Annotated in this window: 15 protein-coding genes; 12 read left to right on the top strand and 3 right to left on the bottom strand. The window is 54.9% G+C overall.

Annotated features, from left to right (window positions below; genetic code table 11):
• Window positions 1-22 precede the first annotated feature (22 nt).
• The 4 genes from fucI (at window position 23) to fucR (ending at window position 4,542) form a co-directional block, all read left to right on the top strand.
• A complete protein-coding gene (fucI, locus tag Z042_RS21410) occupies window positions 23-1,813 on the top strand; it encodes an L-fucose isomerase (RefSeq protein ID WP_024913946.1) in 1,791 nt (596 codons plus the stop codon).
• Between the two features lie 65 nt (window positions 1,814-1,878).
• Window positions 1,879-3,342, top strand: coding sequence for an L-fuculokinase (gene fucK, locus Z042_RS21415; protein ID WP_024913945.1), 1,464 nt, complete (start codon window positions 1,879-1,881; stop codon window positions 3,340-3,342).
• A gap of 1 nt (window position 3,343) precedes the next feature.
• Window positions 3,344-3,772, top strand: a complete 429-nt coding sequence (gene fucU / locus Z042_RS21420) for an L-fucose mutarotase (RefSeq protein ID WP_024913944.1) — start codon at window positions 3,344-3,346, stop codon at window positions 3,770-3,772.
• A 62-nt stretch (window positions 3,773-3,834) separates the two neighbouring features.
• A complete protein-coding gene (fucR, locus tag Z042_RS21425; protein WP_024913943.1) occupies window positions 3,835-4,542 on the top strand; it encodes an L-fucose operon activator in 708 nt (235 codons plus the stop codon).
• Between the two features lie 67 nt (window positions 4,543-4,609).
• On the opposite strand, the gene cysS is transcribed toward fucR, so the two are convergent.
• Window positions 4,610-5,995 (bottom strand): cysteine--tRNA ligase, encoded by a 1,386-nt coding sequence (cysS, locus tag Z042_RS21430; RefSeq protein WP_024913942.1) that lies wholly within the window; start codon window positions 5,993-5,995, stop codon window positions 4,610-4,612.
• A gap of 228 nt (window positions 5,996-6,223) precedes the next feature.
• Between cysS and ppiB the strand changes: the two genes are divergently transcribed.
• From ppiB to Z042_RS21455, 5 genes are all read left to right on the top strand, one after another.
• On the top strand, window positions 6,224-6,718 hold the full coding sequence (ppiB, locus tag Z042_RS21435) for a peptidylprolyl isomerase B (protein WP_024913941.1): 495 nt from the start codon (window positions 6,224-6,226) through the stop codon (window positions 6,716-6,718).
• An 11-nt stretch (window positions 6,719-6,729) separates the two neighbouring features.
• Window positions 6,730-7,452 carry a UDP-2,3-diacylglucosamine diphosphatase gene (locus Z042_RS21440; protein ID WP_024913940.1) on the top strand — a complete coding sequence of 241 codons (723 nt, stop codon included), beginning with the start codon at window positions 6,730-6,732 and terminating at the stop codon, window positions 7,450-7,452.
• 126 nt (window positions 7,453-7,578) lie between these two features.
• Window positions 7,579-8,103, top strand: coding sequence for a 5-(carboxyamino)imidazole ribonucleotide mutase (gene purE, locus Z042_RS21445; RefSeq protein WP_024913939.1), 525 nt, complete (start codon window positions 7,579-7,581; stop codon window positions 8,101-8,103).
• Window positions 8,100-9,167, top strand: a complete 1,068-nt coding sequence (gene purK, locus Z042_RS21450; RefSeq protein WP_024913938.1) for a 5-(carboxyamino)imidazole ribonucleotide synthase — start codon at window positions 8,100-8,102, stop codon at window positions 9,165-9,167. The genes purE and purK overlap by 4 nt, the downstream gene beginning before the upstream one ends.
• Window positions 9,168-9,408: 241 nt before the next feature.
• The gene (locus Z042_RS21455; protein WP_024913937.1) at window positions 9,409-10,110 is read left to right on the top strand and encodes a fimbrial biogenesis chaperone; all 702 of its coding nucleotides are present in this window, start codon (window positions 9,409-9,411) and stop codon (window positions 10,108-10,110) included.
• Between the two features lie 110 nt (window positions 10,111-10,220).
• Here Z042_RS21455 and ybbP read toward each other — a convergent pair whose 3' ends face one another.
• Both ybbP and ybbA read right to left on the bottom strand, forming a co-directional pair.
• Window positions 10,221-12,653, bottom strand: coding sequence for a putative ABC transporter permease subunit YbbP (gene ybbP, locus Z042_RS21460; RefSeq protein WP_024913936.1), 2,433 nt, complete (start codon window positions 12,651-12,653; stop codon window positions 10,221-10,223).
• Window positions 12,650-13,336, bottom strand: a complete 687-nt coding sequence (gene ybbA, locus Z042_RS21465) for a putative ABC transporter ATP-binding protein YbbA (protein ID WP_024913935.1) — start codon at window positions 13,334-13,336, stop codon at window positions 12,650-12,652. Before ybbA ends, ybbP begins: the two co-directional genes overlap by 4 nt.
• Between ybbA and tesA the strand changes: the two genes are divergently transcribed.
• The 3 genes from tesA (at window position 13,307) to Z042_RS21480 (ending at window position 15,671) form a co-directional block, all read left to right on the top strand.
• A complete protein-coding gene (tesA, locus tag Z042_RS21470; protein WP_162149756.1) occupies window positions 13,307-13,942 on the top strand; it encodes a multifunctional acyl-CoA thioesterase I/protease I/lysophospholipase L1 in 636 nt (211 codons plus the stop codon). The genes ybbA and tesA overlap by 30 nt on opposite strands.
• A gap of 25 nt (window positions 13,943-13,967) precedes the next feature.
• On the top strand, window positions 13,968-14,744 hold the full coding sequence (locus Z042_RS21475; protein ID WP_024913933.1) for an SDR family oxidoreductase: 777 nt from the start codon (window positions 13,968-13,970) through the stop codon (window positions 14,742-14,744).
• Window positions 14,745-14,816: 72 nt separating this feature from the next.
• Window positions 14,817-15,671 carry a co-chaperone YbbN gene (locus Z042_RS21480; RefSeq protein ID WP_024913932.1) on the top strand — a complete coding sequence of 285 codons (855 nt, stop codon included), beginning with the start codon at window positions 14,817-14,819 and terminating at the stop codon, window positions 15,669-15,671.
• Window positions 15,672-15,907: the final 236 nt, after the last annotated feature.

Genomic DNA, 15,907 nt, shown 5'->3' on the forward strand with positions numbered 1-15,907 from the left:
CTGATTACCATGGGGAACACCGATGAAAAGCCAACACCAGCCTGCAAAAAATCTGCCCAAAATTGGTATTCGCCCGGTGATTGACGGGCGCCGAATGGGAGTACGTGAATCACTTGAAGAACAGACCATGAATATGGCGAAGGCCACGGCGCAGTTGCTGAGCGAACAATTGCATCATGCCTGTGGTACTGCGGTTGAATGCGTGATTGCCGACGGTTGCATAGCCGGGATGGCGGAATCTGCCGCTTGTGATGCTCAATTCAGCACGCAAAACGTAGGGCTGACCATCACCGTTACCCCGTGCTGGTGCTATGGCAGCGAAACCATCGATATGGACCCCTTCCGCCCCAAAGCCATCTGGGGTTTTAACGGTACGGAACGCCCTGGGGCCGTTTATCTGGCCGCCGCGTTGGCCGCCCACAGCCAGAAAGGCATTCCGGCCTTCTCCATTTATGGCCACGACGTGCAGGACGGCGGCGACACCAGCATTCCCGCTGACGTGCAAGAAAAACTGTTGCGCTTTGCCCGCGCCGGGCTGGCCGTCGCCAATATGAAAGGGAAAAGCTACCTGTCGCTCGGCGGCGTTTCCATGGGGATCGCCGGTTCCATCGTCGATCACAACTTCTTTGAATCCTGGCTCGGTATGAAAGTGCAGGCCGTTGATATGACTGAACTGCGCCGCCGCATCGATCAACAGATCTACGATGAACAGGAACTGGAGCTGGCGCTCGCCTGGGCAGATAAAAACTTCCGTTACGGCCCGGATCTGAATGCAGAACAATACCGCCGCTCACCAGCAAGCAGCCGGGCGGTATTACGTGAAAGCCTGCTGATGGCGATGTGCATCCGCGACATGATGCAGGGCAACCCAGCCCTGGCAGCAAAAGGTTTTGTTGAAGAATCGTTGGGATACAACGCCATTGCGGCAGGCTTCCAGGGCCAGCGCCATTGGACCGATCAATACCCTAACGGCGATACCGCCGAAGCGTTGCTGAACAGTTCGTTTGACTGGAACGGCGTGCGTAAGCCTTTTATCGTCGCAACTGAAAACGACAGCCTAAACGGCGTTGCCATGTTGTTCGGGCATCTGCTGACCGGCACCGCGCAGGTGTTTGCCGATGTCCGTACCTATTGGTCACCGGAAGCGGTTAAACGCGTCACCGGCAGCGAACTCACCGGCCAAGCCAAACATGGCATTATCCACCTGATCAACTCAGGTTCGGCGGCGCTTGATGGTACCTGCCGTCAACTGGATGCTCAGGGTAACCCCACCATGAAGCAGCACTGGCACATCAGCCAGAAAGAAGCCGATGAGTGCCTGCAAGCCACGGAATGGTGCCCGGCAATCCATGAATATTTCCGCGGCGGTGGTTTCTCCTCCCGCTTTCTGACGCGCGGTGGCGTGCCGTTCACGATGTCGCGCGTCAACATCATCAAGGGCATTGGGCCGGTGCTGCAAATTGCCGAAGGCTGGAGCGTTGAGCTCCCCAAAGATATGCACGACGCATTGGACAAACGCACCAACGAAACCTGGCCGACCACCTGGTTTGCCCCACGTCTCACCGGCAAAGGGCCGTTCGCCGATGTTTATTCCGTGATGGCTAACTGGGGTGCCAACCACGGCGTGCTGACTATTGGGCACGTTGGTGCAGACCTGATTTCACTGGCCGCCATGCTGCGCATTCCGGTGTGTATGCACAACGTGGAAGACGGTGAAATCTACCGCCCATCCTCATGGGCAGCGCACGGCATGGATACGGAAGGCCAAGACTACCGCGCCTGCCAGAACTATGGCCCGCTGTATAAAAGATAAGCCCGTTTTCACGCCCTCCTCCTTTTGAGGAGGGCCAGGAAAAATTGACTTTAAGGGAACGATTCATGAACCGCGATGTGGTAATTGTTCTGGATTGTGGCGCCACCAATGTGCGCGCAATGGCCGTTGATGCTCAAGGCAAAGTCGTCGCCAAAGCAGCCACGCCCAACGCCAGCCAACCTGCGGAGGAAAACGACCAGTGGCATATCTGGTCGCTGGATGACATTCTGCTGCGCTTCGCCACCTGTTGCCAGCAGATCGCCCCGCTGTTGCATGGCGACCACATTCATGCGTTGACCGTGACCACTTTCGGCGTTGATGGCGCGCTGGTGGACGCCAGCGGCAAACTTGTCTCTCCTATCATTAGTTGGAAATGCCCGCGAACGGCGGCGATCATGGAGAAAATTGGTCGCTATATCACCCCCGCAGAATTACAAACCATCTCAGGCATCGGCCAATTCAGTTTCAATACGCTGTATAAACTTATCTGGTTGAAAGAAAATCATCCTGAATGGTTGGCTCAGGCTCATTCCTGGTTGTTTATCTCATCGCTGCTTAACCAACGGCTCACCGGCGAATTCACCACGGATCGCACCATGGCGGGCACCAGTCAACTGCTTGATGTACGTAAAGAAACCTTCAGCAGCACGATTTTGCAACGAACAGGTTTGCCAACCAGATTATTCCCTCCCTTGGTTAGCGCGGGTGAACAGATTGGCAATCTCTTACCGCAGATCGCCGAACGCCTCGGTTTACCCGCTGGTACGCCGGTGATTGCGGCAGGGCATGATACCCAGTTTGCCCTGTTTGGCTCTGGTGCTGGTCTGGATCAACCGGTGCTCTCGTCTGGCACCTGGGAAATCCTGATGGTGCGCACGCCGCAGGTAAATACCTCACTGCTGCCGCAGTTTTCAGGTTCAACCTGCGAACTGGATAGCTGCCGGGGGTTATTTAACCCCGGCTTGCAATGGCTGGCATCCGGCGTGCTGGAATGGGTGCGGCAACTTTACTGGCGCGACGACGCTTTGCCTGAAGTTTATGCGCAGATGGTGGCCGAAGCGCGTGAGATCCGCCCCGGTTCAGAAGGTTTACGCATGAACTGCCACTTGCTGGATAGCCAGGCTCAGGCTGGTTGGCATGGCGCACGCTTGCATACTGAACGTGGGCATTTTTATCGCTCGGCGCTGGAAGGGCTTTCCTGGCAACTGCGGCAAAACCTGGCGGTGTTAGAGGAAATTGGTGGGTTCAAAGCCAAAGAGTTGCTGTTGGTGGGCGGTGGCAGCCGCAACCCGTTGTGGAACCAAATCAAAGCCGACGTGCTGAATATGCCGGTCAACGTGCTGCACGATGCCGAAACCACCGTACTCGGTGCCGCCATGTTTGCCTGGAGCGGCGTAAAATTCTACGCCTCGCCAGAGCAAGCTCGCCAGCAGGTCAGTTATCGCTATCAGTCTTATTATCCCGGCGAACAAAGCGCTGCCTACCACGCACTCGCTAACGAGAACCCCATGATAGTAGAAGGAGTTTAATGTGCTAAAAAATATCTCCCCGCTGATTTCACCGCAACTGCTAAAAACGCTGGCCGAAATGGGGCACGGCGATGAAATCGTTTTTTCTGATGCGCATTTTCCTGCACACAGCCTCGGGCCGCAGGTGATTCGCGCTGATGGCCTACCAGTCAGCGATCTGCTGGCGGCAATTATCCCGTTATTTGAGCTCGACAGCTATGCTCCGCCGCTGGTCATGATGGCCCCTGTCGTGGGCGATACGCTGGACCCTGCCGTAGAACAACGCTATTTGCAGGCACTGTTTGGCGCAACCCCTTCAACACCACACGGCATCGAACGTATCGACCGCTTTGCGTTCTATGCCAGAGCGCAACACGCGTTTGCGATCGTTATCACAGGAGAGACGGCAAAATACGGCAATATCATATTAAAAAAAGGCGTGACGCCTTAAGTTGTTTCTCTGATTCAGCCATGCGCAAAGCGCGCATGGTGCTTCGTTAGAAGGGAGAACGCATGAAAACAGCGCGCCATCAAAGCATCGTACAACTGATCCGGCAGCACGAAACCCTGACCACCGAAGATCTCGCCGCACTGTTACAGGTCAGCAAAGAAACCATTCGGCGCGATCTGAATACGCTGCAAACCCAGGGTAAAATCATTCGCCAGCATGGGCGCGCCAAAAGCATTAAACGTGAGACACAAGACAGCGGCGATCCCTTCAACACCCGTTTAAAAAGCCACTTCACCAGTAAAGCGGATATTGCCCGCCAGGCGCTGCCCTGGATCGACTCCGGTATGCTGATTGCGCTCGATGCAAGTTCAACCTGTTGGTATCTGGCGAAGCAACTGCCTGATATTGATATCACGGTATTCACCAACAGCGTGCGTATCTGCCAGGAACTTGCCAAACGCCAGCACATTCAGCTCATCAGTTCAGGCGGCCTGCTGCAACGCAAATATGCCTGTTACGTCAACCCCGCCATGCTTTCTCAACTGAAAGAGTTGGAAATCGATCTGTTTATTTTTTCTTGTGAAGGCATCGATCAGGCAGGGGTGTTATGGGATTCCAACAGCTATAACGCTGAATTTAAATCTCTGCTGCTCAAGCGCGCTTTACAGTCACTATTGCTGATCGATAAAAGTAAAATGAACCGTACCAGCGAGGTAAAAATTGGCCGTGTGGAAGAGGTGGTTCAGGTGATTTCGAATCCGCATGAATAATGTGTATCCGCTAGGGCTGAAAAACCGAGTCGCTGATGCAGCCCGGTTTTTCGACAGCTTTTAACGCTTATTTACGGCGCCAGGTCGTTCCCTGCGGGCCATCTTCCAGCACAATGTTCATCTCATTCAAACGATCGCGGGCCGTATCAGCCAATGCCCAATCTTTGGCGAGACGTGCATCGTTACGCTGCTTGATAAGCCGCTCAATTTCTGCGACTTCGCCATCATCGCTTTGCGCGCCACTTTGCAGGAACTGTTCCGGTTGCTGCTGCAACAACCCCAGCACCTGCGCCAGTTTGCGCAATTCAGCCGCCAGCCCGTTGGCGGCCGCCAAATCTTCACTTTTCAGACGATTCACTTCGCGCGCCAGATCAAACAGCGCGGAATAGGCTTCCGGCGTATTGAAGTCATCATCCATCGCTTCGCGGAAGCGGGTTTCAAACACTTCTCCCCCCGCAGGCTGCGCGTTAACGTCCGTACCACGCAGTGCGGTGTACAAACGCTCCAGCGAGGCACGTGCCTGCTTCAGGTTCTCTTCGCTATAGTTCAGTTGGCTGCGGTAATGACCAGACATCAGGAAATAGCGCACGGTTTCTGCGTCGTAGTACGCCAGCACGTCACGGATAGTGAAGAAGTTATCCAACGATTTGGACATCTTCTCTTTATCGATCATCACCATGCCGGAGTGCATCCAGTAGTTGACGTAGGGGCCGTCATGCGCACAGCTGGACTGCGCGATTTCGTTTTCATGGTGCGGGAACATCAGGTCGGAACCCCCACCGTGAATATCAAAATGGGTGCCGAGCTGTTTTTTATTCATCGCTGAACATTCAATGTGCCAACCTGGGCGGCCTGGGCCCCACGGCGATTCCCAGCTTGGTTCGCCCGGCTTGGACATTTTCCACAGCACGAAGTCCATCGGGTTGCGCTTCACGTCATCCACTTCAACGCGCGCCCCGGCCTGCAACTGCTCCAGATCCTGGCGTGACAGCAAACCGTAGTCGGGATCGCTGTCAATGGCGAACATCACATCGCCGTTGCTGGCAACATAAGCGTGATCGCGTGCCAGCAAGCGCTGGGTGATTTCGATGATTTCGTCGATGTGATGCGTGGCACGCGGTTCCAGATCCGGGCGTTCAATCAGCAGTGCGTCAAAATCCGCATGCATTTCGGCCAACATCCGCGTGGTCAGTTGATCGCAGGTTTCGCCATTTTCTGCGGCACGACGGATAATTTTATCATCCACATCGGTAACGTTACGCACGTAGTTAAGCGAATACCCCAGATAACGCAGGTAACGCGCCACTACGTCGAAAGCCACAAAGGTACGCCCGTGGCCGATATGACACAGGTCATAAATGGTTACCCCGCACACATACATGCCGACTTTACCAGCATGAATAGGCTTAAATTCCTCTTTTTGACGACTCAGGGTATTGAAGATTTTTAGCATCAGGGCATTCCGTGGTGTGCAATAGTGATCGGGTTAACCGGTGTATTGAAACCCGAAGACTGCGCTAATGCAAGATTAAGCCCAAGGATTGCTGACGCCAGCGATAAAAAGCGGCATAAAATCAGAGTTCCGCCCATTGCTGACTCACTCATTGAGATATGTTATAAAGCCGGTCTGATCGTTCACCTCTGACGTGAAATCCCACTTCATCTTGCTAGGACTACGACTATGGTTACTTTCCACACCAATCACGGCGACATCGTTATCAAAACCTTTGCCGATCAAGCACCGGTTACCGTTGAAAACTTCCTGAGCTATTGCCGTGAAGGTTTCTACGACAACACCATCTTCCACCGGGTGATTAATGGCTTTATGGTGCAGGGCGGTGGTTTTGAACCCGGTATGCGCCAGAAAGACACTAAAGCCACCATTAAAAACGAAGCTAACAACGGCCTGAAAAACACCCGTGGCACCTTGGCGATGGCACGTACCAACGATCCGCACTCTGCTACCGCACAGTTCTTCATCAACGTGGTAGATAACGACTTCCTGAACTTCCGCGGCGAAAATGCTCAGGGTTGGGGTTACTGCGTGTTCGCCGAAGTCAGCGAAGGCCTGGATGTGGTTGATAAAATCAAAGGCGTGAAAACCGGCCGTAGCGGTATGCACCAGGATGTTCCGGTTGAAGATGTGGTGATCAACAGCGTCACCGTCAGCGAGTAATCACAAACCGCATGAACACCCTGTTCATCGCAGACCTGCATTTATGCGCACAGGAACCGGCAATCACTGCCGGTTTTCTGCGTTTTTTGCAGCGGGAAGCCGTTCACGCCGATGCGTTATACATTCTGGGCGATCTGTTTGAAGCCTGGATTGGCGACGACGACCCCGAGCCTCTGCACGCTGAAATCGCTGCGGCTTTAAAAATGCTGCAACAGGCTGGCACCCCCTGCTACTTTATTCATGGCAACCGCGATTTCCTGCTCGGCAAGCGCTTTGCTCAGGCCAGCGGCATGGTTCTGCTACCGGAACAACAGGTTATCGAGCGGTATGGCCGCAAGATCCTGATCATGCACGGCGATACCCTGTGTACTGACGATCAGGCTTATCAGGAATTCCGCCGTAAAGTACATAACACTTGGCTCCAGAAGCTGTTTTTGGCTTTGCCTTTACGCTGGCGCCTGAAGATCGCCGCCACAATGCGCGCGCGCAGCCAGCACACTAATCAGTACAAATCTGAAGCGATCATGGATGTCAATCCGCAGGCCGTTGAGCAGGCGATGCTGCGCCACCACGTGCAGTGGCTGATCCACGGGCATACCCACCGCCCGGCGGTACATCAGCTTACGCTGAACGATACTACCGCTCACCGAGTGGTGCTGGGAGCCTGGCATACGGAAGGTTCCATGGTAAAAGTCACCGCAGAGGCCGTTGAACTGATCTCATTCCCTTTCTGATAACAGTGTGCTTTTACGGCAAAAACCAACGACGCAACCGTTTTCCTCACTACACTCCCATGATATGCTCTACGCCCTCATCCGGCCTGCTGGCCGACATCTGTACAACGACAGGAGCATACCCCCATGGGAGCCAACGCTGCTTCAGCCACTTACGCTGAGGTTAAAATCGCAATTGTAATGGGATCAAAAAGTGACTGGGCCACCATGCAATTCGCGGCCGAAGTCCTGACCCAGCTCAATGTCCCGTACCATGTCGAAGTCGTCTCCGCCCACCGCACGCCAGACAAGCTGTTCAGCTTTGCTGAGCACGCAAGCGCCATCGGTTTTGACGTGATTATCGCCGGTGCCGGTGGTGCCGCACACCTGCCGGGTATGCTGGCGGCAAAAACGCTGGTTCCAGTGCTGGGTGTTCCGGTACAAAGCGCTGCCTTGAGCGGTGTCGACAGCCTGTATTCGATTGTGCAGATGCCACGCGGTATTCCTGTTGGCACACTGGCGATTGGCAAAGCCGGCGCGGCAAACGCCGGGCTGCTGGCGGCGCAAATTCTGGCGCTGCACGATGCTGCCTTGGCACAGCGTTTGGCTATCTGGCGGCAGGCTCAGACTGACGATGTGCTGAATAACCCAGACCCACGGGAGGAAGCATGAAACCGGTTTGCGTACTGGGTAACGGCCAGTTGGGGCGCATGCTGCGCCAGGCCGGTGAACCTCTGGGGATTGCTGTTTATCCGGTGGGCCTTGATGCAGAGCCGGAAGCCGTGCCTTATCAGAACAGTGTGATCACCGCCGAGATCGAACGCTGGCCGGAAACCGCACTCACCCGCGAACTCGCTATTCACAACAACTTCGTCAACCGCGATATTTTCCCACGCCTGGCCGATCGCCTGACGCAAAAACAACTGCTCGACCGGCTCCATCTGGCCACCGCTCCGTGGCAATTGCTGGCAAACAGCAGCCAATGGCCGCAGGTGTTTGCGAATTTGGGCGAATTGGCGATCGTCAAACGCCGCGTTGGCGGTTATGACGGCCGTGGGCAGTGGCGTTTGCGCCCCGGCCAGGAAAACCAATTACCGGCTGATGCTTACGGCGAATGTATTGTTGAACAGGGGATCAATTTCTCTGGCGAAGTGTCTTTGGTCGGTGCACGTGGGCATGATGGTAAATCGGTGTTCTACCCGTTGACCCACAATCTGCATGAAGAAGGCATCCTGCGCGCCAGCGTAGCCTTACCACAGCCAAACCCGGCGTTGCAGCAACAAGCTGAACAGATGCTGTCAGCCGTTCTGGATGAATTGAACTACGTTGGTGTGATGGCAATGGAGTGCTTTATCGTCGGCGAGCGTTTGTTGATCAACGAACTGGCACCGCGTGTACACAACAGCGGACACTGGACACAAAACGGCGCTTCGATCAGCCAGTTTGAACTGCATTTGCGCGCTATTCTTGATCTGCCACTGCCAACGCCGGTGGTCAATACACCGTCGGTGATGATTAACCTGATTGGCACTGCGCTGAATCCGCAATGGCTGGCTCTGCCGCTGGTCCACCTGCACTGGTATGAGAAAGAGGTGAGGGAAGGCCGCAAGCTTGGGCATCTGAACCTTAACGATCCCAATGCGGCGTCACTGCAACACACATTGCACGCGTTGGCGCCGCTGTTACCCAGCGAATATCAAAGTGGTTTAGCCTGGGCGCAACAGAGGCTGAATTAATCTCGTCAAGGGCCCATCACGGGCCCTACTAATCATTGCTACCCTGGATTTTCATTTCAATATCTTCCGTTCGAGCCTGCTCACCAGCTAACGTCAAAAACCTGGCAAACAAAAACGTGTTGTGAAAACAACAACGTCATCACAAAAACCGCTTAACGACCACCGGCTCAATAATGAGTAATGTAATCTATGCTATATCCAAGCAAGGCGATCCTTTTCTGAATCTGCGTCGGGAGTTTTTATGGCACTTTTTTCTCACAATATACGTCAGGTTTGCACTTTCGCCGCTGTCATCCTGTTCAGCACCAGTAGCTTAGCCAGCATCGTGCTTAACGGTACTCGCGTGATTTACCCATCGGATGCCCAAGACGTTACTCTCCAGGTCAATAATGTGGGCTCATCCCCGGTGCTGTTACAAAGCTGGATTGATAACGGCGATGCCGACGCCAAACCGGCAACGATCAAAGTACCGTTTTTGTTAACCCCGCCCATAAGCCGCCTTGAGCCAGGTAAAGGCCAGACACTGCGTATCATTTATACCAATGGCACCCTACCTATGGATAAAGAATCGGTGTTCTGGCTGAATGTGATGGAAATCCCGGCCAAGAGCGTAGCAGGCACTGACGATAATCACCTGAAGATGGCCTTTCGCAATCGCATCAAACTGTTCTATCGCCCGGCCGGGCTAGCAGGTTATGCAAACGATGCCGCCAAAGCGATGACCTGGAGTACTCAGGGCAACAATGTGCTGGCGAACAACCCCACCCCGTATTATGTCTCTTTCGCGAGCCTGTCGGTTAGCGGTAAAAAACTCAATGGTACGATGATAGCCCCCCGCTCAACACTGGTCTTGGATTTGCCCGGTCATGCAGGTAATAAAATTGATGGCAGTTTTGTGAATGATTACGGCGCCATTATTCCTTTCAATGCGCTGGTAAAATAGCACTGCAATATGGCCAACAAGGCAGACCACTAGACGGTGTAAATGAGGTGATAGCCAATCCCAACAGGCAATAATCACGCTAATTGAGATTGGCTTTTAATCACGGCTGATTACCCTTCATAACTGCGGAATAATGCCTGCCCACGCAGCAAACGCACCCCCAACCAGCCACCGCACAGCGACAACAGCAACCCACTGAGCAGCGGCAACGCCCACCACAACACCGGTGTCGGCACCCATGGGAAATCAAACACTTTAGTTTGTAGCCGCCATAATGCCGCTTCAGCACCTACCGCCGCCGCTATGCCAGCCACCAGCCCAAGCAGCGCGAACTCACTCCACAATGTGCCACGCAGCAGGCGTTTACCGGCTCCCAAGGTGCGGTAAACCACCAGTTCTTGTCTGCGCTGGCGCATCCCTACCTGCACCTGCGCCAGCAGCAACAAACCGCCACAGATCACCACCAGCACCACCATCACTTCCAGCGCCCGGCTCACCTGCTGCAACACGCCACCGATCTGTTTCAGAATGGAGCCCACATCCAGCAGGCTCAAGGTCGGGAATTGCCGGTTCAGTTGAGTTAGCACCTTATCGTCACCGTCATACCGGAAGCTGGTCAGCCAGGTCTGCGGCTGCCCATCCAAGGCACCCGGCGGGAAAATAAAGTAGAAATTCGGCTTCAGGCTTTCCCAATCCACCTGCCGCAGGCTGGTGACTTTGGCACTGAACGACTGGGTATCACCGCTGAACGTCAGGATATCCCCCAATTTGATGTTAAGCCGCCCGGCAATGCCCTCATCCATCGACACTTCCCCACTCTTCGGTGGCCAAGTACCTGCGGTTAACGGGTTATGATCGGGCTGCTCTGCCTGCCAAGTCAGATTCAACTCACGGTTGACGGCTTCTCCACCCGGCTCGTTTTCACCTACTCTTTCTGTCGCCACCTGCTGATTAATCTCCGTCAGGCGCGCCCGTACAATCGGGTAGAAGGTTTCTTCCTTCAGTTGGTGCTGTTGCAAGAAGGTTTTGACCTGTGGCACCTGTGCTTGCGTCATATTCAGCAGGAAATAGTTCGGGCTGTCCGGTGGCAATTGCTGTTGCCAGCGATCGAGCAGATCGTTGCGCAGCACCAGCAGCAACGCCAACAGCATGAACGACAGTGAAAACGCCGCCAGTTGGCTGACAGTCACCCACGGCTGGTGCAGCAGGCGGCTCACAGCCAGCCGTAGCGCTAGGTTTCTTAACGTAATACGCCGCAGCACCAACAAACTGCCCCAGCCAATCCCGCCCAGCAGCAATGCCAACACCACCATCCCGGCGAGGATTGACCACAACAACGTGCTCGCCCCCATCAGCACAGTCAATAGTGCCACCACGATCGCCACCGTCAGCGGCAGAAAATAACGTAGCGGCCAGACGTTAGCCACTACGTCCCGGCGCAGCACGCGCAGCGGCTGCGTCGCCAACAGTTGCCGGTATGGGCGCAGGCCGACCAGCAATGAAATCATCACCAATGCCCCCATCGCCCACAGCCACGGCCAGGCCCCGGCAGCGGGCAGCGCCCCTGGTAATACCGGCGTCAACAGGCGGATCAACAACCTTTCAAACCCGAGCCCAATCAAGCTGCCGCAGCCGCCTGCCAACAACAGCACCGCCAGCCACTGGCCAATAATCAGCTTGCTCAACGCCTTGCGCCCGGCCCCGAGCGTTTTCAGCACGGCGATCAGATCGTAACGGCTACGGCAATAATGGCTCATCGCCACCGCCACTGCGGCAATTGACAACAGTAACGTCAGCAATGCCGACAGCAGCAGGAACTGCTGCGAACGCTGCAACGATTTCCCCAACGCGCTGCCAGACTCCTCCAGGCCGAACCAGCGCTGATCCGGCTTGAGCTGCGGCTTCAAACGTTCTTCATAACGCTGAATATCCTCCGCTGTACCGGCAAACATATAGCGGTAGGTCAGGCGGCTGCCCGGTTGCACCGCACCGGTTTTTTCTACATCGGCCAGGTTGATGATCACCCGCGGCGAAGTCTGAAATGGATTGAAACCGGCATCCGGTTCCTGAATGATTTCGCCGGTGATGCGCAGAGTGGTGTCCCCCACCTCCAGATTGTCACCGACGCTAATCCCCAGCATCGCCAGCAACCTTGGGGCAACCAGCACCGTACCCGGCTCCGGCTTCACGTTGGCCGGGCGCGTTTCCAGTTTGCCATACAGCGGATACGCCATGTCGGTGGCTTTCACCTCTGCCAGCTGCGGCCGCTCACCGGCATAGGTCATGGTGGTGAACGATAACTGGCGGCTCACCTTTAGGTTTTGTTGCTGTGCATCAAGCAGCCACCCTTCCGGCACCGGGCGCGCACTGCGCAGTACCCGGTCACCGACAATAAAATCGCGGCTTTGCTGGCTCAAGCCTTTATCCATACGATCGCTGATACTGCCAAGCGCCAGCACGCAAGCCACCGACAAGGTCAGTGCCAGCCAGACAATCAGCAGCGAAGGCGAACGCCATTCACGCCAGAACCAACGCCAGATCATGCTTCCTCCCACAGTTTGCCAGCGCGCAAGCGCAGCCGCCGCTGGCAACGCGCGGCCAGCGTTTCGTCATGAGTGACCAGGATCAGCGTGGTAGAAAAATCACGATTAAGAGAAAACAGTAAATCGACAATGCGCTCACCGGTTTGGCGATCCAGATTACCGGTCGGTTCATCGGCAAACAGCACGCGCGGGCGGCCGCTGAAAGCACGCGCCAGCGCCACACGTTGCTGTTCGCCACCGGAAAGCTGTGCTGGCAGATGCGTCAGGCGTTTGCCCAGGCCAAGCTGTTCCAGCAGTTGTACCGCCTGCTCACGGCTATCGCGATCGCTTTCCCCCCGCAGCAAGGCAGGTAATTGCACGTTTTCCAACGCATTCAAGGTTGGCACCAGCATAAAAGACTGAAACACAAAACCGACGTTTTTGGCACGTAAAGCGGCACGCCCCTCTTCATCCAGCTCGGTCAGCGACTCGCCCAATAAATACACATCCCCTTCACTACCATCATCCAGCCCGGCAAGAATACCCAACAACGTCGATTTTCCTGAACCAGACTCGCCAATCAGGGCAATTGTCTGCGCGGGTTTGACAACCAGCTCAACTCCGGTAAGGATGGTGAGCTGATGATCCCCCTGACCAACGTGTTTACTAAGATGATGAACTTCAAGAACGTTTTCCGCTGGCATCTTCCCTTCCTTTTGCTGTTGGGATTATTCAGTTTACGTGCCGCCGCCGATACCTTATTGATTTTGGGCGACAGTTTAAGTGCTGGCTATCGTTTGCCGGTAGCGCAGGCTTGGCCGACACTGCTGGCTAACGGTTGGCAAAAACCGCCCGGTGGCCCGCAGGTCGTCAACGCCAGTATCAGCGGCGACACCGCAGCCCAAGGGCTGGCGCGTCTGCCTGAACTGCTGAAACAGCACCAGCCGCGTTGGGTGATAATTGAACTGGGTGCCAACGATGGCCTGCGCGGGTTCCCCGCTCAGGATATCCAACGCGATCTCAGCCAGATTATCACTCTGGTACAGCAGGCTGACGCACAACCTCTGCTGATGCAAATCCATATTCCACCCAACTATGGCCGCCGCTACACTGAAGCTTTCAGTGCAATTTATCCGGCATTGGCCAAACAGTTCGACATTCCGCTGCTACCGTTCTTTATGGAACAGGTGGTGATAAAGCCGGAATGGATGCAGGACGATGGATTGCATCCGAACAAGGATGCCCAACCGTTTATCGCCACCTGGATGGCTGAGCGGCTGGAACCTCTAGTAAAACATGAGTCTCGCTAAATAGGGCTATCTACTAGGTAAAGTTATGCAAAAAGCGATATTGATAACCGGTTGTTCCAGCGGAATCGGCTTGATTGCCGCGCAAGATCTACGTAACCGTGGCTATCGCGTGCTGGCCGCCTGCCGTAAACCTCAGGACGTGGAAAACATGCGCCAGCTCGGGCTGGAAGGCCTTGAACTGGATCTGGACGATAGCGCCAGCGTGGAGCGTGCGGCGGCACAGGTGATCGAAATGACCCATGGGCGCTTATATGGTTTGTTCAACAATGGCGGTTACGGCGTCTATGGCCCGCTCAGTACCCTCTCGCGCCAGCAATTAGAACAGCAGTTTGCCACCAACCTGTTTGGCACTCATCAATTAACCCAGTTGCTGTTACCCGCCATGCTGCCGCACGGTGAAGGGCGTATTATTCAGACCAGTTCGGTGATGGGGCTGATTTCCAGCCCCGGCCGTGGGGCCTATGCCGCCAGCAAGTTTGCGCTGGAAGCCTGGTCGGATGCGCTACGTATGGAACTGCACGGCACGGGTATTCAGGTCAGCCTGATTGAGCCCGGCCCGCTCACCACCTATTTCACCCAGAACGTCAATCAGACGCAGAGTGACAAGCCCGTGCATAACCCTGGCATCGCCAAACGCCTGACGCTGCCGCCGGAAGCCGTTCTGCCCAAACTCCGCCACGCACTGGAAAGCCCGCGGGCCAAACTGCGCTATCCGGTAACCCTGCTGGCTCATGCTATGAGCCTGCTACGCCGCCTGCTGCCGGGCCGTGCGCTGGATTGGATACTGCGCAGCAATGGTTAAACCGGGGTTGAAGTGCGCCAGTTTGCCCCCATTTAGAATAGAATCGCTCCCGCAAGATCAGAGAGAAAAACCATGCTAGCTCAAGCCGTTGTTGATATTAATGAAACAAATTTGCACCAGATGCTGGATCAATCCATGTCCACCCCGGTGCTGTTCTACTTCTGGTCGGATCGCAGCCAACATTGCCTGCAACTCACACCGATTCTGGATAAGCTGGCAGCGGAATACGCCGGTCAGTTCATTTTAGCCAAAGTGGACTGTGATGCAGAACAGATGATCGCTTCCCAATTTGGGCTGCGCTCTATCCCAACCATCTATATGTTCCAAGACGGCCAACCGGTTGATGGCTTCCAAGGCCCACAGCCAGAAGAGATGATCCGAGAATTTCTGCAACGTTTTCTGCCAAAAGCCGAAGATCTGAAACTGGCAGAAGCTACCGAACTGTTGCAGGAAGATCGTGCTATTGATGCGCTGCCGCTGCTGAAAGAGGCCTGGCAATCCAGTAACCAACGCAGCGATATCGGCCTGCTGTTGGCAGAGACGCAAATCACCCTGAACAAAATGGAAGATGCTGAAGCGGTATTAGCCACCATTCCGCTGCAAGATCGCGATACCCGCTACCAGGGGCTGATTGCTCAGATTGAGCTGATGAAGCAGGCCGCCGATACGCCGGAAATCCAGCAATTACAGCAACAGGCGCAGCAACAACCGGAGAACGTTGAATTGGCCGTTCAGTTAGCCTTACAACTGCATCAGGTTGGCCGCAACGAAGAAGCGCTAGAGCTGCTGATGGGCCACCTGAAGAAAGATCTGGCCGCTGCTAATGGTAATGCACGCAAAACGTTAATGGATATTCTGGCTGCATTGGGAACTGGCGATGCGCTGGCCGCCAAATATCGCCGCCAGCTGTATTCACTCCTGTACTGATCACCGTCCTTTTTAGGGACATTCATCAACGCCTTCATGCTGTATGAAGGCGTTGTTATTTCATAATCCAACAGTCTTCACCTCGCCCGAATACTCCCGAGATTGACAGCCCACACATACCGTATTTAAGTCAGTTACATGACTTCGCCACCCCATTAGCGGCTATTAAGCGCCTTAGCCGGGGGCAGAGGTACTCCATCAAGCGCATTGCAAAATGGAAAAAACCCTTCGTAAAA

It is taken from the genome of Chania multitudinisentens RB-25 (assembly GCF_000520015.2).
GTDB lineage: Bacteria > Pseudomonadota > Gammaproteobacteria > Enterobacterales > Enterobacteriaceae > Chania > Chania multitudinisentens.

What these genes read in the sequence shown, in the direction of transcription:
- fucI (WP_024913946.1), top strand. Translation starts at nt 23, where the DNA reads ATGAAAAGCCAACACCAGCCTGCAAAAAATCTGCCCAAAATTGGTATT.
- fucK (WP_024913945.1), top strand. Translation starts at nt 1,879, where the DNA reads ATGAACCGCGATGTGGTAATTGTTCTGGATTGTGGCGCCACCAATGTG.
- fucR (WP_024913943.1), top strand. Translation starts at nt 3,835, where the DNA reads ATGAAAACAGCGCGCCATCAAAGCATCGTACAACTGATCCGGCAGCAC.
- cysS (WP_024913942.1), bottom strand. Translation starts at nt 5,995, where the DNA reads ATGCTAAAAATCTTCAATACCCTGAGTCGTCAAAAAGAGGAATTTAAG.
- ppiB (WP_024913941.1), top strand. Translation starts at nt 6,224, where the DNA reads ATGGTTACTTTCCACACCAATCACGGCGACATCGTTATCAAAACCTTT.
- Z042_RS21440 (WP_024913940.1), top strand. Translation starts at nt 6,730, where the DNA reads ATGAACACCCTGTTCATCGCAGACCTGCATTTATGCGCACAGGAACCG.
- purE (WP_024913939.1), top strand. Translation starts at nt 7,579, where the DNA reads ATGGGAGCCAACGCTGCTTCAGCCACTTACGCTGAGGTTAAAATCGCA.
- purK (WP_024913938.1), top strand. Translation starts at nt 8,100, where the DNA reads ATGAAACCGGTTTGCGTACTGGGTAACGGCCAGTTGGGGCGCATGCTG.
- Z042_RS21455 (WP_024913937.1), top strand. Translation starts at nt 9,409, where the DNA reads ATGGCACTTTTTTCTCACAATATACGTCAGGTTTGCACTTTCGCCGCT.
- ybbP (WP_024913936.1), bottom strand. Translation starts at nt 12,653, where the DNA reads ATGATCTGGCGTTGGTTCTGGCGTGAATGGCGTTCGCCTTCGCTGCTG.
- tesA (WP_162149756.1), top strand. Translation starts at nt 13,307, where the DNA reads ATGAACTTCAAGAACGTTTTCCGCTGGCATCTTCCCTTCCTTTTGCTG.
- ybbA (WP_024913935.1), bottom strand. Translation starts at nt 13,336, where the DNA reads ATGCCAGCGGAAAACGTTCTTGAAGTTCATCATCTTAGTAAACACGTT.
- Z042_RS21475 (WP_024913933.1), top strand. Translation starts at nt 13,968, where the DNA reads ATGCAAAAAGCGATATTGATAACCGGTTGTTCCAGCGGAATCGGCTTG.
- Z042_RS21480 (WP_024913932.1), top strand. Translation starts at nt 14,817, where the DNA reads ATGCTAGCTCAAGCCGTTGTTGATATTAATGAAACAAATTTGCACCAG.